The 20,055-nt window shown below is 72.5% G+C and carries 14 protein-coding genes and 1 tRNA gene; 8 read left to right on the forward strand and 7 right to left on the reverse strand.

Features of this window, described 5'->3' with window-relative positions:
- Window positions 1–6 precede the first annotated feature (6 nt).
- Entirely contained in the window at window positions 7–597 is a 591-nt protein-coding gene (locus SCNRRL3882_RS33385; RefSeq protein ID WP_010046545.1) for a hypothetical protein, read from the forward strand.
- A gap of 114 nt (window positions 598–711) precedes the next feature.
- Window positions 712–3,447: a hypothetical protein gene (locus SCNRRL3882_RS33390; RefSeq protein ID WP_010046543.1), complete on the forward strand. Its 2,736-nt coding sequence runs from the start codon at window positions 712–714 to the stop codon at window positions 3,445–3,447.
- Window positions 3,448–3,505: 58 nt separating this feature from the next.
- Here the strand turns inward: SCNRRL3882_RS33390 and SCNRRL3882_RS33395 are convergent, their stop codons facing one another.
- From SCNRRL3882_RS33395 to SCNRRL3882_RS33410, 4 genes are all read right to left on the reverse strand, one after another.
- The gene (locus tag SCNRRL3882_RS33395) at window positions 3,506–3,712 is read right to left on the reverse strand and encodes a hypothetical protein (protein ID WP_010046541.1); all 207 of its coding nucleotides are present in this window, start codon (window positions 3,710–3,712) and stop codon (window positions 3,506–3,508) included.
- Between the two features lie 11 nt (window positions 3,713–3,723).
- Window positions 3,724–5,076, reverse strand: a complete 1,353-nt coding sequence (locus SCNRRL3882_RS33400; RefSeq protein WP_010046539.1) for a diaminopimelate decarboxylase — start codon at window positions 5,074–5,076, stop codon at window positions 3,724–3,726.
- Between the two features lie 247 nt (window positions 5,077–5,323).
- On the reverse strand, window positions 5,324–6,985 hold the full coding sequence (locus SCNRRL3882_RS33405) for a helix-turn-helix domain-containing protein (RefSeq protein WP_010046538.1): 1,662 nt from the start codon (window positions 6,983–6,985) through the stop codon (window positions 5,324–5,326).
- A 134-nt stretch (window positions 6,986–7,119) separates the two neighbouring features.
- Window positions 7,120–9,558, reverse strand: a complete 2,439-nt coding sequence (locus tag SCNRRL3882_RS33410; RefSeq protein ID WP_010046537.1) for an SCO7613 C-terminal domain-containing membrane protein — start codon at window positions 9,556–9,558, stop codon at window positions 7,120–7,122.
- A gap of 61 nt (window positions 9,559–9,619) precedes the next feature.
- On the opposite strand from SCNRRL3882_RS33410, the gene SCNRRL3882_RS33415 reads away from it, so the two are divergent.
- Both SCNRRL3882_RS33415 and SCNRRL3882_RS33420 read left to right on the forward strand, forming a co-directional pair.
- Window positions 9,620–10,066, forward strand: coding sequence for an SRPBCC family protein (locus SCNRRL3882_RS33415; RefSeq protein WP_010046535.1), 447 nt, complete (start codon window positions 9,620–9,622; stop codon window positions 10,064–10,066).
- 39 nt (window positions 10,067–10,105) lie between these two features.
- Window positions 10,106–10,177, forward strand: a tRNA-Val gene (locus tag SCNRRL3882_RS33420).
- A 58-nt stretch (window positions 10,178–10,235) separates the two neighbouring features.
- Here SCNRRL3882_RS33420 and SCNRRL3882_RS33425 read toward each other — a convergent pair.
- On the reverse strand, window positions 10,236–10,964 hold the full coding sequence (locus SCNRRL3882_RS33425) for a 3'-5' exonuclease (RefSeq protein WP_010046533.1): 729 nt from the start codon (window positions 10,962–10,964) through the stop codon (window positions 10,236–10,238).
- Window positions 10,965–11,131: 167 nt separating this feature from the next.
- Between SCNRRL3882_RS33425 and SCNRRL3882_RS33430 the strand changes: the two genes are divergently transcribed.
- The 4 genes from SCNRRL3882_RS33430 to SCNRRL3882_RS33445 all read left to right on the forward strand — a co-directional run bounded on the left by SCNRRL3882_RS33430 (window position 11,132) and on the right by SCNRRL3882_RS33445 (window position 15,625).
- On the forward strand, window positions 11,132–11,698 hold the full coding sequence (locus SCNRRL3882_RS33430) for a DUF4365 domain-containing protein (RefSeq protein ID WP_010046532.1): 567 nt from the start codon (window positions 11,132–11,134) through the stop codon (window positions 11,696–11,698).
- A complete protein-coding gene (locus SCNRRL3882_RS33435) occupies window positions 11,695–12,930 on the forward strand; it encodes a hypothetical protein (protein ID WP_010046531.1) in 1,236 nt (411 codons plus the stop codon). Before SCNRRL3882_RS33430 ends, SCNRRL3882_RS33435 begins: the two co-directional genes overlap by 4 nt.
- Before the next feature lie 92 nt (window positions 12,931–13,022).
- Window positions 13,023–14,999 carry a threonine--tRNA ligase gene (gene thrS / locus SCNRRL3882_RS33440; protein ID WP_010046529.1) on the forward strand — a complete coding sequence of 659 codons (1,977 nt, stop codon included), beginning with the start codon at window positions 13,023–13,025 and terminating at the stop codon, window positions 14,997–14,999.
- Window positions 15,000–15,064: 65 nt separating this feature from the next.
- Window positions 15,065–15,625, forward strand: coding sequence for an HIT family protein (locus tag SCNRRL3882_RS33445; protein WP_010046527.1), 561 nt, complete (start codon window positions 15,065–15,067; stop codon window positions 15,623–15,625).
- A gap of 159 nt (window positions 15,626–15,784) precedes the next feature.
- Here the strand turns inward: SCNRRL3882_RS33445 and SCNRRL3882_RS33450 are convergent, their stop codons facing one another.
- Window positions 15,785–17,452, reverse strand: coding sequence for a membrane protein (locus SCNRRL3882_RS33450; RefSeq protein WP_040904147.1), 1,668 nt, complete (start codon window positions 17,450–17,452; stop codon window positions 15,785–15,787).
- A 219-nt stretch (window positions 17,453–17,671) separates the two neighbouring features.
- A complete protein-coding gene (locus tag SCNRRL3882_RS33455) occupies window positions 17,672–19,870 on the reverse strand; it encodes an elongation factor G-like protein EF-G2 (protein ID WP_029181634.1) in 2,199 nt (732 codons plus the stop codon).
- Between the last annotated feature and the right edge of the window lie 185 nt (window positions 19,871–20,055).

Genomic DNA, 20,055 nt, shown 5'->3' on the forward strand with positions numbered 1-20,055 from the left:
GTGAGCATGGCCGGGACCCGGGTGAAAGCACGGGGTGAGTCGCTGCTCGCCGAGAGGTTCGCGGTGTTCGCCGAGTGCCTGCTGACCGGAGTGTGGATCGCGGTGGCCTCGCTGGGGATCGTCACATATCCCGCCGCCTTCGCCGCGGGTGCGCGGCATCTGCGGCGGCGTACCGCGCACGAGGGCGGTGGCCGGCGGGAGTTCGTCGCGGACTTCCGTACGGCCGTGCGCGGCGGGTGGCTCGCCGGGCTCGCCGGGTGGGCGGCCGTGGCGGCGGTCTGGGTGGACGTCCAGGCGGTCCGCGCGGGGATTCCCGGCGGGCCGCTGGTCGGGGCCGTCGGAGTGTGCACGCTGATCGGCCTGGTCGTGGCCGGGCTGCGGGCGGCGGCGGTCTGGGAGCCGGAGGCCCGGTGGCGGACGCTGCTGGCGGAGGCCTGGCGCCGGACGGTGCTCGACCCGGCCGGGTCCTTCCTGATCATCGGCGGACTGGCCGTGGTGGTCCTGTCCGCCTGGTTCGCCGCGCCGCTGGCGGTCCCCGTCCTCGGGGCCGTCGCGGCGGCGGCCGTGGCCGTGGAGGAGCGGTACCGGCGCCGCTGAGCGGCGGTTCCTCCCCTGCCGGGCCGGCGCCCAGGGCGCCCGCCCTCTCTCTGTCATGCCCCTGACCAGCGTACGGATTCGCTTCCCGCACGGACGAGGAAAGGCAGCAACGCCATGTCTCCCATCCCCCGCAGGTCCCTTCTGAAGGCGGCCGCCGTCGCCGGAGCCGCCGCCCAGTTCAGCTGGGCACTGGGGACGCAGAACGCGCAGGCCGTCCCCGGAGCCGAGCCCGCCGACGCCGACCCGGTGACCCTCGACTGGCTGGAGGACGGCGGCCTCGGCGCGGCCCCCGGCTCCACCGTCGGCGTCCCCTGGCCGAAGGGCGCCCACCAGAAGGACCAGACGTTCGCGCTGACGGACGCGGACGGCAAGGCCGTACCCGTGCAGTCCTGGCCGATCGCCTACTGGCCCGACGGGTCCCTCAAGTGGACCGCCCACGCGGTCGGTTCGGGCGACGGCAAGCTCACCCTCACCGCCGGGACGCCCGCCGCACCGGAGAAGAAGGTCACGGTCGACAAGAGCGGCGGCACCATCGACGTCTCCACCGGCGTCATCACCGCCAGGATCGGCAAGTCCGGCTCCACGATCGTCAAGTCGGTCAGGCGAGGCTCGACGGAGATCGCGAGGAACGGCCGGCTCGTGCTGATCCGCCAGCCCGAGATCGAGGACGAGGACCAGGGCGCGGTCAGGACCGAGCGCTTCGACGGCGCCGTCGACAAGGTCACCGTCGAGCAGGAGGGCCCGGTCCGCGCGGTCGTCCGCATCGACGGCAAGCACCGCAAGGGCAGCCGCGGCTGGCTGCCCTTCTCCATCAGGCTCTACTTCTACGCGGGCGCCGAGTCGTTCCGCATGGTGCACACCATCACCTACGACGGGAAGCAGGAGCCCGGCAAGGCGAGCGGCGACTTCATCCGCGGCCTCGGCGTCCGCTTCGGCGTGCCGATGCGTGACGAGTCCTACGACCGGCACATCCGCATAGGCGGCGAGGGCACCGGCCTGCTGCGCGAGGCCGTCAAGGGCATCACCGGCCTGCGCCGCGACCCCGGCGCGGCCGTGCAGGCGGCGCAGTACGAGGGCAAGAAGCTGCCCGACCCGGCCACCTGGGACCAGCGCGTCACCACCCGGCTGCAGTACATCCCCGAGTGGGGCGACTACACCCTCTCCCAGCTGTCCGCCGACGGCTTCACCGTGCGCAAGCGCACCAAGAAGGGCCACGGCTGGATCGCGGCGGGCGGCGGGCGGCGCGCTTCCGGTTTCGGGTACGTCGGCGGGGTGAGCGGCGGACTCTCCTTCGGCCTGCGCGACTTCTGGGAGAAGTTCCCCGCCCAGCTCGACATCCGGGACGCCCACACCGAGGAGGCCGAGGTCACCCTCTGGCTCTGGTCCCCCGAGGCCCAGCCCATGGACATGCGCTTCTACCACGACGGCATGGGCCAGGACACCTTCCCCGAGCAGATCGAGGGCCTCAACATCACCTACGAGGACTACGAGCCCGAGTTCGGCACCCCGTACGGCATCGCCCGCACCTCCGAACTGCTCTTCTGGGCCAACGAGTCCACCCCGAGCGCCGAGCAGCTCGCCGAGCAGGTCCAGGCCGTCCGTGTGCTCCCGCAGCTCGCCGCCCCGCCCAGGCAGCTGATCAAGGCGGGAGTCTTCGGCAAGGGCCTGTACGCCGAACCGGACCGCTCCACCCCCGCCAAGGCCAAGATCGAGGACCACCTCGACTTCCTCTTCACCTACTACAAGGACCAGGTGGAGATGCGCCGGTGGTACGGCTTCTGGGACTACGGCGACATCATGCACACCTACGACACCGTCCGGCACCAGTGGCGCTACGACGTCGGCGGCTACGCCTGGGACAACTCCGAGCTGTCGCCGGACCTGTGGCTCTGGTACGCGTACCTGAGAAGCGGCCGTGCGGACATCTTCCGCTTCGCCGAGGCCATGACCCGGCACACCGGCGAGGTCGACGTCTACCACCTGGGCAAGTGGGCGGGCCTCGGCACCCGGCACGGCGTGCAGCACTTCGCCGACAGCGCCAAGCAGCAGCGCATCGCCAACACCACGTACCGGCGCTACTACTACTTCCTCACGGCGGACGAACGCGTCGGCGACCTCATGCACGCCAACGTCGACTCCGACGAGACGTTCCTCGCCCTCGACCCGCTGCGCAAGATCCGCACCGAGCCGTACACGCCCGACCGGCACGCCCTGTCGATCGGCTTCGGCACCGACTGGAGCGGCCTGGTCTCGGCGTGGCTGACCGAGTGGGAGCGCAAGGGCCCCAAGTGGGAGAAGGCCAAGGCGCGCGTGCTGTCCACCATGGAGACCATCGCCGCCCAGCCCAACGGCTTCGTCCAGGGCAGCGGTCTGTACGACCTGGACACCGGCAGGTTCGCCGTCGCCGCCCAGCCCAAGGTGGAGGTCTCGCACCTGTCGGCCGTCTTCGGCCTCAACGAGCTGTGCGCCGAGCTCATCGACCTGGTCGACATGCCGAAGTTCAACGAGGCCTACTTCGACTACTGCCGCTACTTCAACGCCACCAAGGCCGAACAGGCGGCCCGCTACGGCAGCAACTTCGGCTCCCTGATCCTCTTCCAGGGCCACTCTCGCCTCGACGCGTACGCGGCCGTGAAGACCGGGGACGCGAAGCTGGCCAAGCGGGCCTGGGAGAAGTTCTACAACTCCGACGGCTACAAGGAGTCGGCACCCTGGAAGACGGAGAAGCTGAGCGGACCGGCCACACTCGTGCCGGGCAGCGAAGCGACCTGGGTGTCCACCAACGACACCGCGCTCTACGGTCTCGCCGCCATCGAGAACCTGGCCCTGCTCGGCGACAAGATGCCGTAGCGGGGGCTGGACGAGCGGACCTTCCCGGCCGTACCGCGCCGGCCGCGGGTCCGCTCGTCTAGTCGATGATCTGGTTGAAGAACAGGACGGCCGGGGCCACGACCCCGCCTCCGACGCTCACTGCGACCGGCCACACGTTGCCGGCCAGCGCGGCCAGCACCGTGGCACCGATGCCGACCAGGGCCGCCAGCAGGAAGACGATCGCGGCGCGCTGGGTGAGGAGCGGTCCGTCCCGGCCTGGCCCCCGCCGGCCGGCCTGTGCCACCTCGGTGCTCCTCACCCGACGCCGTGCACGGGCTCGTGCGCCCATGGCCGCGGGGGCGTGCCGAGGCCGTCCGGGCCCGGCACGTCCCACGGGTCCTGCGCGGGACGCAGGAGTTCGAAACGGACACCGCCGTCACTACCCGTCCGGACCCCGTGCACGGCGGGTTCGGGCAGGCTGTTGTAGTGGAACGGCGTCGAGAAGTAGTAGGCGCCGGTGTCCGGGACGGCGATGAGGTCGCCGGGTGCCAGGAGCGGCAACGCGCGATCCCGCGCCAGCAGGTCCCCGGAGAAGCAGGCGGGGCCCGCGATGTCCTGGCGGACCGGTCCGCCCCGCTTGGCCCTCCCGCACGGTTCGTGCGCCTCGATCCGCAGGGGCCAGGCGTCGGGGTTGAACACGGTCCGGGTGGCCACCTGCACACCGGCGTGGGTGACCGCGATCGGCCGGCCGCCCACGCTCTTGGTGTACTCGACGTACGCGGCGGTGAACCCGTTCTTGGCGAGGACGGAGCGCCCGAACTCGGTGACGATCTCGTACCTGCCGGAGAACAGCGCGGGCGCCTGGGCGCGCAGCTGCCGGACGTACGTGTCGAAGGTCGGCGTGGTCTCGTCGTCGGCGAAGTTGACGGGCAGCCCGCCGCCGATGTCGATGCCGACGACCTGGCGCCGTCCCAGGGAGGCGTTGACCTCCTCGGCGAACTCCACGGCCTGCGCGACCCCGCCGGCCATGAGGTCGAGCGGGCAGCCCTGCGAGCCGGCATGCGTGTGCACCCAGGTCAGCCAGGGGTGGTCGTGGTAGGCGCGCAGCAATCGCCGTCGGCTTCCCGGGTCCGCCAGGGGGATGCCGAACTTCGAGGTGCTGGTCGCCGTGCTCATCGCGGCGATGCTGCCGCCGCCGAGCTGGGAGTTGACGCGCACCCCGATCCTCGACACCGGGGCGTGGCCGCCCAGGAGCCGGTCGATCCTGGCCAGTTCCTGGTGGTTGTCCGCGTTGACGGCCACGCCCAGGTCCAGGGCACGCCGCAGTTCGGTCTCCGTCTTGGCGGGGGAGTCGAAGACGATCCGGTCCGGCGCGAATCCGGCCGCCAGCGAGCGGGCCAGCTCACCCGCGGTGGCCACCTCGCAGCCCATGCCGAGCCGCCGCAGCTCCGCCAGCACCGGCACCAGGCAGTTCGCCTTGGCGGCGAACGCGTGCAGCACACGGGGCGACGTGGGGAACGCACGGTGCAGGGAGTCGACCGTCGCGGCGACGCCGTCGAGGTCGACGAAGGCGGCCAGCTGGGACCGCTCGGCGTCCAGCAGTCCCTGCCGCACCGCTTCCTGGAGGATCCGTTCGCGCCGCTCGGCGGCGGGGGTCTGTCCGGTCATGGTGAGCCTTCCGGTGTCGTACGCGCAGCGCCCGGGACCGCCCCGGGGTGGAGTACCAGACTGTTGTCCGCACCGGGACGGCGTCTTCGTCGAGTCGTCAAAGACGCGGGCCCCGCCCACGGCGGTGGAACGCAACAACCCCTCGGCCACGCCGGGGCCTTGTGCGGTACGACGAAGGAGAGGCCCTTCGATGGTGTCGGCGGCCAAGCGGTGCAGTACGTACGCGGCCGCGGCTCGGTGCCGTCGTTCAGGGGCGTGATCCGTCGGCGTCCTCGCCCAGACGCAACTGCAACTGGGCGAGCAGCCGTGCGTCGGGGCTGTCCAGGTCCAGCCCCGACACCTGCGTGATCCGGCGCAACCGGTAGCGCAGGCTGTTGGAGTGCACCCCCAGCGCGCGCGAGGCGGCGGACACGTCACCGAAGTGGTCGAGGTAGGCGCGCAGGGTCTCCACCAGGCAGCTGCCGCTGTGAGCGGCGTCGAACTCCCGCAGCCGGGCCACCGAGGTCCGCGGTGGCAGCGCCACCTCGCGCAGGGCGTCGACGACCTGGAGGATGCCCACCGTGTCCGCGACGTCCTCGCTCCGCGCGACGGTGCGGGGTCCGGCGGCCGCGATGAGCGCCTGGAGGGCCAGCTCGGCCGACCGGCGTGACGCGGGCGTCCGCGCCAGCCCGGGGACCACGTCTCCGAGCCCCACCCTCACCGACGTGCCGATCGTCGCCGACAGCTGTCCGGCCAGCGATTCGCCGAGCCGCGTCACCTGGTCATCGGCGCGCCCCGGGTCGCGGTCCAGCCCGCTCAGCAGCACCAGGATCCTGCCGCCCGCCGGGACCACCACGACGCGGTGACCCAGGGCCGCGCAGTGCAGGGACAGCAGCCCGTACAGCCGGGACGGGTCGTCGTCCCCCTCGTGGCCGGACCCGGTTCCCACCGCCAGCACGGCACAGGGCTCCCGGGGCGGCAGCGAGGCCCGCTCCGCCAGCACCTCGACGGATCCCCGGTCCTCCAGCAGCGCCCGAGCCGCGTCCTCCACCAAGCGGCCCTCCGAACTGTGGGTCCGGTGATGCAGCAGGTGGGCGGCGGCGGTCCGGGCCGCCGCGCGCAGCGTCTCGGCGGCGTTCGGGGCCAGCGGGCGGCCGGCGACCGCCGCCACCCAGATGGACCCCAGCGCCTCTCCGCCCGCCCGTACGGCGCCGACCAGACGCTCCGGATCCTGGCCGTGGGCCGGCCGGTGCAGCACGTCACCCGCGCCCCACAGTGCCTGGAAGAACCCCGCCTCCCGCATGGCCGCCACCCGCCAGGGCGGCACGCGACGACCGAGGATGGTCAGTCGGCGCATCTCGTCCACGTTCTCCTCGGTGGAGGAGTACGCCAGTACCCGGGACTCGGTGTCCTCGATGGTCACCGATCCCCCCACCAGGGCCGCCACCGCATCGGCCAGTGAGTCCAGATCGCCCAGACGCACGCCGCTGGTCGCGGGCACCGGGGGGACGCCCGCCGCGGCCAGCCCCGCCCTCAGCACCCCCACGAGCTGTGCCCAGGTGCACCAGGCGGTACGGAAGAGCACCGCCGTGCCGCCCTCCTCCGCGGCTGCCTGCAACGCCCGCGCGGCGGGCTCCGGTCGGCCCGGGCCGAACACCACACCCGCCGCACCGGCCTCCCCGGCCCGGCGCACCACGTCGACCGCGTGCGCCGACCGCGCATCGACGCCGACCGCGAGCAGTAACTCCCGCGGTCTGATGACCGGTTCGAGGGCGTCCAGCACATGGACGCCGGTGACGCTCGTCCGCAGTCCCGCCGGGGCCGTGTGCAACTCCACGGCTCCCGCCCCCACCACCGAGAGCAGGCGCTCCAGTGTCCCCCGGTCCTCGGCGCCCGTGCTCCGGGCCGCCGATTCCTCCAGGTCCGTCATGACGCCTCCCCCGTCCGCCCGACCGTGCCGCCTGCCGTCAGCGGCCGACCGGGAAAGGTATGACATCACGGGCCTCGTCCGCAGTCGAGACGCCCACAGGCGCCGCGGAGGCGCCAACGGCGCGATCACAGGGCCTAGTTCATCCTTCCCAGGACCGCCCTCACCCGCCGGACGTCCCGGATCCGCTGCTCGTACGTCGCCCCGAGGGCGAGCAGCAGGAGTCCGGCGAGGGCGGGAGGCGCCCAGCGGGGGAGCGCGCCGGTCACCTGCACGACGTACGGGGCGAGTTCGTGCAGCGCCACCAGGGCGAGCACCGAGCCGCCCAGCACCAGGGGTGCCTGGAGGTGGTGCCGGGCACCCAGCAGGGTGACCAGCAGTGCCGCCGTGCCCAGCAGCAACGGCCGCGTCCACTGCGCGTCGCCCCAGGCCGCGACGAGGCTCGGCAGGAGCGTGGCGGCGAGTCCGGGGCCGTACGCCGTCCACGAGGAGGCCTGTGGGTCGCGGCGCCTGCGCAGGGCGCCGACCAGCAGCGCCGGAACGGTCACCGGGAGTGTGTACGCCTCGGGCGTGCCGACCTCCCACGCGGCCAGGCGCACCCAGGCGGCCAGCACGAACAGGGCGGTGGCCGCACAGCCGAGGGCGCGGCGGTCCGGACGCAGGGCCGTGCCCGCGGTGATGACGCCGCACAACGCCAGCACCAGGGCGAGCAGCGGCGGATCGGTGACCGCGAGGACCACGGCAAGCAGCCCGGCGGCGGCTCCCACGGCCTCGACCGGCACCGTCGCCCGGGACGCGGCCAGACGCGGCGCCAGCAGGGCGGCCGCCACGGGCACGACCAGGACCAGCAGGGCGGTCCGGGCCGGCGGCCAGTCCGCGGCGGCACCCGTCGCCGAGGCCAGGGCGGTGGCGTACACCAGGGCGGCCGGAGCCGTGAAGGGGGCGAGGCTCGCCCGCCACGAAGCCGCGGCCGGCAGGGCCGTCAGCACGGACAGCACGACCAGCGTCGCGGTCCGGGAGGCCAGGGAGACCAGGGTGAGGTCGACGGCCGTGACCAGGGCCAGGACGAGGGCCGTGATCCGCGCGCCGGACGTCGTGGTCCGGCCCAGGTACAGCGCGGCCGCTGTCATGGCTCCCAGCACCGACATCCCCGCGAGGTGGGGAACGGCGAGGATCGCCGGAAGCAGCAGCGCCGCGGCCCACAGCAGACCCAGCGCACCGAGCCGGGCTCGCGGGCGCCACCGCTCCGCGGGGACCGCCAGGGCGAGCACGGCCGCGACCGCGAGCAGCACAACGGGAGCCGCCGCCGCGTCCGACGGCCAGGGCGTCTCGACGGCAACCGCCGCACGGGCGTCCGACGGCGCACCGCCCCACACACGGCCCAGCCGGCCGGCCGGCCCCATCACCACCAGGGCGACGACGGGCAGCGCCCACAGCAGAGCCAGCGCCTGTACGACGGCGGAGGCCCAGGCGACACCGTGCCGCACCGCGTCCGGCAGCAGCCGCCCGGCCCGCAGCCCCGCCAACAGGGCGACCCCGAAGGCCAGATGAACCGGAACCGCCCACTCCGACGGCGCTCCGAAGCGGGCTACCCCGCCGAGCGCACCCACAGTGAGCAGCCCCGAGGCCGCCGCGAGACCGAGGGCGTGCCGTACGTCCGGCCCCGAGACCCGCCAGGCCGCACCCAGCGCGATCGCCGCCGCGAGCAGGAGCAGCGCGCCGGCCCGGACGGCAGCACCCGGGCCGTCGGCCGTCACGGACAGCCAGCCGGCACCCAGAGCACCCCAGCCGCCCGTGCCGTACGCACCGACGACCGCGCAGATCCGCACGGAAGCGGCCGTCACCCGCAGCGCCACCACGGTGTCGAGCCCGGCCGTCGCCAGCAGCGCGGCGCTGAGCACGTACGGACCCGCGTCGGCGGACAGGGCCCACAGCAGCAGCGGGAACTGGGCCGCCGCCACCGCGCAGGGCAGGGGCAGCCGCAGCGCGGCCGTGGCCGGCAGCGGACCGTACGCCCACCAGAGCCCCGCCAGCACCGCCGCCGCGGCTGCCGCGTACCCCGTTCCGTCGGTCCCGGCGAGAGCCGCCTCGTGCAGGGCGTAGGCGTCCAGGACGGTCAGCGCGAGGCCCAGACCCGCCACGGACTCGGCCGTCGACCGCAGCCCCCGCTTCAGCAGGAGCGCCGGCCCGGCGAGCGCGGCCAGCGTGACCGCGCCGAGCACCAGCGCCCGCCCGGTGATCCCCATGTGCCCCCAGCTGACCAGCGTGAACACCGCCGCCGCGAGCGTGAGCAGCACCCCGCCGAGCACCAGCAGAACGTTCTGCACGCTGGGCGCGGCGGTCTCCGGGCGGGACCATGCGACGGGTGGCGGCTGCGTCCGCGCCTGAGCCCAGGCCTGCTGCGGTTGTTGCCGTGCCTGTTGCAGGGTCGCGACCAGCCAGGCGCGACGGGCCAGCAACTGGGTGCGGCGCGACTCCAGTTGCCGGAGTTCGGCATCGAGGAGCCGCAACTCCTCGGCCGGGGGCGGAAGGTGCGTCATGACCGGAAGTGTGGTCCGCGTCACCCCGTGCGGCATGAGTGCGGATACTCAGGCGCGTACTCAGACACCCCGCACCCGAAGTGGGCAGACTGGCGTCATGGACTGGAACCACTACCGCTTCCGCAGTCTGTGGAGCCTGCCCGCGCCGCCCGCCACCGTGTACGCGGCGCTGGAACGCGCCGAGGACTACCCCCGGTGGTGGCGCCAGGTCCGGGAGGTGACCCGGCTCGACGACACGACGGGCGTCTTCCGGATCCGCTCCGTCCTGCCCTACGACATGACCTTCACGGCGCGGGAGGTGCGACGTGATCCCGGAGCCGGCGTGCTGGAGATCGCCATGTCCGGGGACATCGAGGGCCGGGCGCGCTGGACGGTCACACCGCGAGGGGCGGGGACCCTCGCGCGGTACGACCAGGTCGTCGAGGTCCGCAAGCCCCTGCTGCGGCGGCTCGCCGTGCCGTGCCGGCCCGCCTTCCGGGCCAATCACCGGCTGATGATGCACGCGGGAGCGCGCGGACTGGCCAGGCACCTCGAAGCGGTTTGAAGGAAGCGTGCCGGGACCTGTATTGTTCAGTGCGTTCCCGGGCGATTAGCTCAGTGGGAGAGCGCTTCGTTCACACCGAAGAGGTCACTGGTTCGAACCCAGTATCGCCCACCGGAAACAGCCGGTCCGTCCCAGACGGACCGGTTTTTTCATGCCCCGCACCAGGTGCTCAGGCCGCCGCCGGCAGGTCCGGCCGCAGCGGCCAGGCCGGGTCGACCGATTCCTCCACGCCGCTGCGTGCGAACCACGCCTGGAGCCCCCGGGCCTGCGCCGCGTGCCACACCGCCTGAAGCGTGTGCAGCTCACCGGGGGCGAGGCGCTCCAGCCGCGACGCGAAACGGCGGCCCACCGCCCGGGTGACCTCCAGCGCCGCCACGGCGTCGGCCGCCGCGTCGTGCGCGCCCTCCAGGGCGACGCCGTAGTGCGCGCACAGATCGGTCAGGGTGCGGCGGCCCTTGCGGTAGCGGTCCAGGTGCTTGTCCAGGACCCTCGGGTCGAGCACGAACAGCGGCGCCGACTCGAACCAGCGGCTCAGGGCCGAGGCGCGGTGACGGCGCAACTCCCGGTCGAACAGGGTCAGATCGAACGGCGCGTTCATCACCACGACCGGGCGGCCCGCCTGCGCCTGCTCGGCGAGCGCCTCCGCTATCTCGAACATCACCGGCGCCGGCCACCGGCCGTTGCGCTGGAGGTGTTCCTCCGTCAGCCCGTGCACCGCCGTCGCCTCGGCGGGCACCGGCACGCCCGGGTTCACCAGCCAGCGGCTGACCCGCGGCCGGATGCCCGGGGCGTCCTGGACGACGACGGCGGCCGACACGATGCGGTCGGTCTCGACGTCCACGCCCGTCGTCTCCGTGTCGAAGGCGGCCAGCGGCCCTTCATACCAGCACGTCGTCATAGCCACACAACCCCTCTTCACCTTCGGCAGTTGACGCACCGTCCGCTGCCCGATCCGGTGATACCCGGGCTGTTTGCGCCGTACGCCGGAAGGAGACAACAGGAGTACGGGTCCGCGCAGTTCAACGGCCCGCACGGGGACTCACTTGTTCTGGAAGGCTGTTGGCCATGGCCATAGCGCAGCCCGAACGGGGCGGGCTGCTGCCCGAGCGCACGGCCCCCTCCCGCGGCACCCTCGCCACCACCGCCTGCATGGAGACACTCCAGGTCGGCTATCTGCACGCCGTCGCTGCGGCCGCGGGCTGCTCGCTCTCCCAGCCGTTCCCCGACAACGGCATCGACTGGCACGTCAGCCACAGCGCCCCCGGGCACACCGTCGACGACGAGGTCACCATCAAGGTGCAGCTCAAGGCCACGTACCAGGTGCCGCCCGACCCACCGGGCCGCACCTTCGCCTTCACGCTCGACAACGACCACCTGGCGAAGCTCGCCCGCACACCCGTGTCGGTGCACAAGATCCTGGTGGTGATGCTGGTGCCGCGCTCCCGGGACGACTGGCTGCGCGCCGGCCACGACCGGCTCGACCTCAGGCACTGCTGCTACTGGACCAACCTCGCCGGCCAGCCGATCACCGGCCGCCGCCGCACCACCGTGCGGATACCGACTTCACGCATCTTCGACGACCGGGCCCTGTGCGAGATCATGACGCGGGTCGGGACGGGAGGGAAACCGTGACGCACCGCCCGACCGAGGAGCCACTGAGGCCCGTGCGGCCGCACCCCGTCGACACCACCTTCAGCGGCGCTCCGCCCGAGCCCGCGGACGTCGACCCGGCCGTACTGAGCGCCCTGCTCCGCCGGCACGGCTGGCAGCGGCGCGGCGGCGCCCCGGGACGCTACGGCCGCTGGACCCCACCCGGCCCGGGCAGCGCCGGCACCAGTCTCCTCGTGCCCGAGAACCGCGCCTTCCCCGACAGCGACGACCTGCTCGGCGAGGCCCTGCTCGCCCTGTCCCGCAGCGGCTCGCCCTCCGCCCGCGAGGTCCTCGTCTCCCTCGCCGTCCCCAGCGACGAGATCCGCTGGTGGCACGACGTCCCGGCCGGGCCCGCCGGTGCGGCGCCCTGGACCGTCGAGGACCGGCTGCGCACCGCCGCCCGCCGGATGCTGCTCGCGGCGGCACTCGCCACCCGTGCCCGGGCCGGCTACCACGGCGCCCGCCACCGGGCCTCCGCCGCCGCGGCCCTGGAACACGTCCTCGTCGGCTCCGCCGCGGACGGCCGGCTCACCGCCTTCGTGCCCGTCGCAGGCGGCCGCCCCCTCGCCGTCCGCCTCCACCAGGCCCTGTACGCCGCTCGTGAGGCCATCGACTACCAGCGCGCCACCGGCGGCATGGACGCCTTCGACGCCGCGGTCGAGGCGGGCGTGAGCCACGAGCTCACCGAGGCCCTCGTCGCCCTGGTCCGGGGCACGGAGGGCGCCCGGGTCGCCGTCGAGTGGGCCCCGGCCGCCGGTGTGCCCGAGGGCTGCGCGCCCTCCGCCGAGCCCGTCGAGTTCTCACCCGGCGACCTGCCCGTGCTGCGCGAGGCGGGCGCCCGCTACCTGCGCGAGGAACCCGCCGTGCCGGTGCGGATCACCGGAGCGGTGACACGGATGCGCAGATCGGGGCCGCGCGGCGAGGGCACCGTACGGCTGCGGGTGCTGGCCGGGGCCGACGTACCGAACGTCCGGATCACCCTGGACGAGGAGGCGTACCGGATCGCCGGGCACGCCCACCTCGTCGGGCTGCCGGTGCGGGTCCAGGGACGGCTGGAGAGCAGGGGCGGCTTCCGGCGTCTCACCGGCGCCCACGGCGTCGTACCGGTGCAGGTCGACGACGCCGAGCGGGACCGCCTCATGAAGGCGCTCCAGGAGAACGCCGGGGTGGCGGCCTTCTTCGAGGAGGCCTGCGGAGGGGACTGCGGGGACTGATTTCGCGAAGGGTGGTCCCGGGTCGGTACGATCCTTACTCGTGCGCGCGCTCCGGTATGGCGCACGCAGCCCCCTTCAGTCAGGAGAGACCGGTGTCAGACGTCCGTGTGATCATCCAGCGCGATTCCGAGCGGGAAGAACGCGTGGTGACGACGGGCACTACGGCCGCCGAGCTCTTCGCCGGCGAGCGCTCGATCATCGCCGCGCGCGTGGGCGGCGACCTCAAGGACCTGTCGTACGCCCTGTCCGAGGGCGACGAGGTCGAGGGCGTCGAGATCTCCTCCGAGGACGGCCTCAACATCCTGCGCCACTCGACCGCGCACGTCATGGCGCAGGCCGTGCAGGAACTCTTCCCCGAGGCCAAGCTCGGCATCGGCCCGCCCGTCAAGGACGGCTTCTACTACGACTTCGACGTCGAGAAGCCGTTCACGCCCGAGGATCTCAAGGCCATCGAGAAGAAGATGCAGGAGATCCAGAAGCGCGGGCAGCGCTTCTCCCGCCGCGTGGTCACCGACGAGGCCGCCCGCGAGGAGCTGGCCGGTGAGCCGTACAAGCTGGAGCTGATCGGCCTCAAGGGCTCCGCCTCCTCCGACGACGGCGCGGACGTCGAGGTCGGCGCGGGCGAGCTGACGATCTACGACAACCTGGACGCCAAGACCGGCGAGCTGTGCTGGAAGGACCTCTGCCGCGGTCCCCACCTGCCCACCACCCGCAACATCCCGGCGTTCAAGCTGATGCGCAACGCGGCCGCCTACTGGCGCGGCAGCGAGAAGAACCCCATGCTCCAGCGCATCTACGGCACCGCATGGCCGACCAAGGACGAGCTGAAGGCGCACCTGGAGTTCCTCGCCGAGGCCGAGAAGCGTGACCACCGCAAGCTCGGCAGCGAGCTCGACCTGTTCTCCATCCCGGAGCAGATCGGCTCCGGCCTCGCCGTCTTCCACCCCAAGGGCGGCATCATCCGCCGGGTCATGGAGGACTACTCGCGCAAGCGGCACGAGGAGGCGGGCTACGAGTTCGTCTACACCCCGCACGCGACGAAGGGGAAGCTCTTCGAGACCTCGGGCCACCTGGACTGGTACGCCGACGGCATGTACCCGCCCATGCAGCTCGACGAGGGCGTGGACTACTACCTCAAGCCCATGAACTGCCCGATGCACAACCTGATCTTCGACGCGCGCGGCCGGTCGTACCGTGAACTGCCGCTGCGCCTCTTCGAGTTCGGGACCGTGTACCGGTACGAGAAGTCGGGCGTCGTGCACGGCCTGACCCGCGCCCGCGGCTTCACCCAGGACGACGCGCACATCTACTGCACGCGCGAGCAGATGTCCGAGGAGCTCGACAAGCTGCTCACCTTCGTGCTGGAGCTGCTGCGCGACTACGGCCTGACCGACTTCTACCTGGAGCTGTCCACCAAGGACCCGGAGAAGTTCGTCGGCTCGGACGAGGCCTGGGAGGAGGCGACCGAGACGCTGCGCCAGGTCGCCGAGAAGCAGGGCCTGCCGCTCGTCCCGGACCCGGGCGGTGCCGCCTTCTACGGCCCGAAGATCTCCGTCCAGGCCAAGGACGCCATCGGCCGCACCTGGCAGATGTCGACCATCCAGCTCGACTTCAACCTGCCGGAGCGCTTCGACCTGGAGTACACGGCCGCGGACGGCTCCAAGACCCGCCCGGTCATGATCCACCGCGCGCTGTTCGGCTCGATCGAGCGCTTCTTCGCGGTGCTCCTGGAGCACTACGCGGGCGCGTTCCCTGCCTGGCTGGCACCGGTCCAGGCGCTCGGCATCCCGATCGGCGACGCGCACGTCGAGTACCTGGAGAAGTTCGCGACGGCGGCCAGGAAGCAGGGGCTGCGCGTCGAGGTCGACTCCTCCTCCGACCGGATGCAGAAGAAGATCCGCAACGCCCAGAAGCAGAAGGTGCCCTTCATGGTCATCGCGGGCGACGAGGACATGTCCCACGAGTCCGTGTCCTTCCGCTACCGCGACGGCTCGCAGGAGAACGGCATCCCCTTCGACGAGGCCATCGCGAAGATCCAGAAGGTCGTCGAGGAGCGCGCGCAGGTCTGATCGCACGGCGCTCGGGCCCCCGGGAGATCCCGGGGGCCTTTGCCGTCCCCCCAGCTCGACGCCATATGCTGCACTGCATGACGAGTGAGCCGGAGCAGCAGCTGGGAGTGGGGACGCAGGACGCGTTCCAGCGTCTGTGGACGCCCCATCGGATGGCCTACATCCAGGGTGAGAACAAGCCGACCGGCCCGGGCGCCGGCGACGGCTGCCCCTTCTGCTCGATCCCGGCCAAGTCCGACGAGGACGGACTGGTCGTCAAGCGCGGCGAGCAGGTCTACGCGGTGCTCAACCTGTACCCGTACAACGGCGGGCACCTGATGACCGTGCCCTACCGGCACGTCGCCGACTACACCGACCTCACCGCGGGGGAGACCGCCGAGCTCGGCGAGCTCACGAAGCAGGCGATGACGGCCCTGCGCACCGCCTCGGGCGCCCACGGCTTCAACATCGGCATGAACCAGGGCTCGGTCGCCGGCGCGGGCATCGCGGCGCACCTGCACCAGCACATCGTGCCGAGGTGGGGTGGCGACACGAACTTCATGCCGGTGGTGGGGCACACGCGGGTGCTGCCGCAGCTGCTGGCGGACACGAGGAAGATGCTGGCGGAGGCCTGGCCGACTACCTAGCCTGCGGGCAGTCGTGCCGCTGGGGCGACGGGGCCCCTGTTCGAGCGAACCTGTTCGAGCGAAGCCGAGAACTTGGAGGAGGGTGGGCACAGGCGGCACCCCGCAGCGCCGGGTCGCGCACCCACCCGGCCCCAGCCGAAACGCAGGGCGCCGAAACAACTAGGCGTCGTAGACGTCGGCCTTCTTCGGCGAAGCCTCCTGCACCGCCCCACTGAGCACCGCCGACCTGGAGCCGAACTTCTCCACATCCACCCCGTTCTCCCGCAGCACCTTCAGCGCCGCCGCGTGCACCACACGCAGCACGGGCGTCGCAGCCCGCAGCGCGTCGTCCGCCATGAACCGGTGCCGCCACGGCTGATCCGCCCACGAGTGCCGCAGACCGAACGGCTCCGGAAGCGTCAGGCTGCCGCCGAGCCAGTTCAGCAGCGGCGGGTACCAGGTCAGCGGGGCGCGCGCGGCCAGCCGTACCACCTCGTCGGCGTCGATCAGAGGCAGTTTCACGGTGCGGGTCTCCCAGAAGCGGAGAGCCTTCTGCACCGTCTTCTCCTTGGCCGCGGGCTTCTCGTTGAAGAGGGGGTTGACCGGCCCCAGCGCGTGACCGGTGACCTCGATGCGCAGCGTGTCGTGCAGCACCGTCACCGTGATCAGCATCGTGATGACCAGGTGGCCGTCCCACAGCGTCCACTGCACGCCGAGGTAGTGCCGGTCGCCGCTGCCGAACTGCTGCTTGTTGCAGATGTCCTGGATGGCGTGCGTCCGCACCGTGTACGCGTCGACGTCCGCACCGCTCGGCCGGGACACCTCCGTCGCCTTCTCGCCGATCGGCGTGACGATCCAGTGCGTGATGGACGGCTTGGGGAAGCCGCCGGTGTTGATGGACGTGCGCTCCAGCATGCCCAGGCCGCCCTGGATCGCCACGATGACGTCCCAGCTGCGGAAGGGGTGGAAGTCCTTGCCCGGCTCGGCGGACACCAGCTCCTCGGCCAGCTGCCAGCTGCCCCACCGCGTGCCCATGCCGAGTATGCCCTTGGGCCCGGCGTAGAAGACCGAGTTGGACCGCTGCTCGGCGCCCAGGCGCGCCAGCTCCTTGCGGACCTGCTCGGCCGCGTCGCCGGGGTTGCCCGGGACGGCCTCCGGGATCTTGGCGCCCACGCCGCCGCCCGACAGCAGGCTCGACCAGCGGTCCCGCAGGTCCCGGGCCGTCCGCTCGCAGATCTGCTTGGCCCAGAACCAGCCGACCACCGGCATGACGACCGCCGCGCGCCCGTACAGGGCCCAGAATCCTTCGAACGGCATGCGGATCAGGAACAGCACGGCGAGCGCGCCCACGGCGACCAGCAGGGTCGTGGCGAGGGCGCCGGCGCGCTTGTCCTCGCGCTTGGCCATGGTGGTGCGCAGCGTGAACACCAGCAGCCACACGAGGAATCCCGGCAGGAAGAGCACCCCGCAGATCACCGTGACCGCCGAGAGCCAGTTGTCGCGGTCGCGGCGGATGCGGTGGGCCGCCAGGCAGTGCTCCACGACGACCTGGGGCTCGATGCCGAAGGACTGGATGACCGGCTTGCGCCCGGCGCCCAGCATGCGGTCGACGACGGCGCGGGAGAAGGCCTCGCCGAAGTTCGGGCGGAGGATCTTCGCCCAGGGGCGCGGAGGGGTCACCTTCGACTGGTGCCACTCGTTGTCGGCGTTCAGGATCTTGGTGACCTCGTCGTCCCGGTACGCCGCGGCGGCCAGCGCGTAGGTCGCCGCGGTCTGGCCGCTCGCACCCGCCAGAGGCACCTGGGCCCCCGGGCTGAAGTCGAATCCGTCCGTCACTGCCGCCCCCATCGCTGCCGCTTCCGCATCAAGCGGCCTTCCCGAGTTCCGCGCTCCGCACACCTGTTGATCAGGTCATCAGCGTATCCGCAGGCACCGACATCCGTCGGCGGGCGGTCCTCGAAACCGCCCGCCCGCTCGGAGGGAGCCCCCACGAGGGCCACTTGAGGCCTCCTGGGCCCCAACCAGGAGGTGGTGCACGCCTGTTCAAGGCGGCTCTGTGCTCCTCTTCTAGGAGGCCTTGCGCTCCTCTCCACGGATCCGGTCCGCGACCTGCTGCGGCATCGGCTCGTGCCGTGCGTACCGGCGGCTGAAGCGGGCCGTGCCGTGCGTCATCGACCGCAGGTCGATCGCGTACCGGCCGATCTCGATCTCGGGCACCTCGGCCCGGATCAGGGTGCGCCCGCCGGGCGTCTGCTCGGTGCCGAGCACCCGGCCGCGCCGCCCCGACAGGTCGCTCATCACGGCGCCCACGAAGTCGTCGCCGACCAGCACCGACACCTCGGCCACCGGCTCCAGCAGATGGATCTTCGCGTCGGACGCGGCCTCCCGCAGGGCGAGCGCCCCGGCCGTCTGGAACGCGGCGTCGGAGGAGTCCACCGAGTGCGCCTTGCCGTCCAGGAGGGTCACGCGGACGTCGATGAGCGGATACCCGGCGGCGACTCCCTTGGCGGCCTGGGCCCGCACGCCCTTCTCCACCGACGGGATGAACTGCCGGGGCACCGCACCGCCGACGACCTTGTCCACGAACTCGATGCCCGAGCCGCCCGGCAGCGGCTCCACCTCGATCTCGCAGATGGCGAACTGCCCGTGCCCGCCGGACTGTTTGACGTGCCGGCCGCGCCCGGCCGCCTTGGTCGCGAACGTCTCGCGCAGGGACACCCTGTGCGGTACGACGTCGACCTGGACGCCGTAGCGGCTGCGCAGCCGCTCCAGTGCGACGTCCGCGTGCGCCTCGCCCAGGCACCACAGGACCACCTGGTGGGTGTCCTGGTTCTGTTCCAGCCGCATCGTCGGGTCCTCGGCCACCAGCCGGGCCAGGCCCTGCGAGAGCTTGTCCTCGTCGGGCTTGCTGTGCGCCTGGATGGCCAGCGGCAGCAGCGGGTCGGGCATCTGCCACGGCTCCATGAGCAGCGGGTCGTCCTTGGCGGACAGGGTGTCGCCGGTCTCGGCCCGGCTCAGCTTGGCCACGCAGGCCAGGTCGCCCGCGATGACGTGCGACACCGGGCGCTGCTGTTTGCCGAACGGCGTGGACAGGGCGCCGATCCGCTCGTCGACGTCGTGGTCCTCGTGCCCGCGGTCGGCCAGGCCGTGCCCGGAGACGTGGACCGTCTGGTCGGCGCGCAGCGTGCCGGAGAAGACGCGGATCAGCGACAGCCGGCCGACGTACGGGTCGGAGGAGGTCTTCACGACCTCCGCGACCAGCGGCGCGTCCGGATCGCACGGCTTGAGCTCGCGCGGCTTGCCGTCGATCGTCGTCACCCGGACCGTCTCGTGCTCCAGCGGCGTGGGGAACCCCCGGGTGATCAGTTCCAGCAGCTCCACCGTGCCGAGCCCCTGCCGGGAGCCCTCGGTGGCGGGGGCGGCGGCCAGGACGGGGAAGAAGACCCCGCGTGCGACGGCCCGCTCCAGGTCCTCGATCAGGGTCTTGACGTCGACCGGTTCCCCGCCGAGGTAGCGGTCCATGAGGGTCTCGTCCTCGCTCTCCGAGATGATCCCCTCGATGAGCCGGTTGCGGGCCTCCTCGATCAGCGGCAGCTGGTCCTCGCCCGGCTCCGACTCCTTGCGCTCGCCGGTCGAGTAGTCGAACAGCTTCTGCGACAGCAGCCCGATCAGGCCGGTCACGGGCGCGTGCCCGTCGGGCGCCTGCGGGCCGTGCAGCGGCAGGTAGAGCGGCAGGACCGCGTCGGGGTCGTCCGCGCCGAAGGCCTCCGCGCAGATCCGGGTCATCTCCTCGAAGTCGGCGCGCGCCGCCTCCAGGTGCGTGATGACGATGGCCCGGGGCATGCCCACGGCCGCGCACTCCTCCCACACCATGCGGGTCGAGCCGTCCACGCCGTCCGAGGCCGAGACGACGAAGAGGGCCGCGTCCGCCGCGCGCAGACCGGCCCTGAGCTCACCGACGAAGTCGGCGTATCCGGGGGTGTCGAGGAGATTGACCTTGATCCCGTCCCACTCGACGGGCACCAGGGAGAGCTGCACCGAGCGCTGCTGCCGGTGCTCGATCTCGTCGTAGTCGGAGACGGTGCCGCCGTCCTCCACACGGCCCGCCCGGTTCACTGCCCCCGCCGTGAGCGCGAGGGCCTCCACCAACGTGGTCTTGCCCGATCCGGAGTGGCCGACCAGCACCACATTCCGTACGGACTGGGGGTGGTCGGCCGCCTGTGCCCTGCCGGCGGCCCCAGGGTGTGTCTGTGCCTTGTCGCCCATGATCCTGCCTCCCGTGCACGGTGAGGTCACTGTGGGCGCGGACACGCGGAATCCGCGTGCGGTGCGGCTCCGGCGACGCCCGCGGTTATTCGACCTTCCCACTCCCGTCACGGTGCGTCCATACGAAGGACGTGATCGCGCCCCGCCCCGCGCACCGGTGCGCCGTGACACGGGCCTCGGGTCCC

It is taken from the genome of Streptomyces chartreusis NRRL 3882 (assembly GCF_900236475.1).
Classification (GTDB): Bacteria; Actinomycetota; Actinomycetes; order Streptomycetales; family Streptomycetaceae; genus Streptomyces; species Streptomyces chartreusis_D.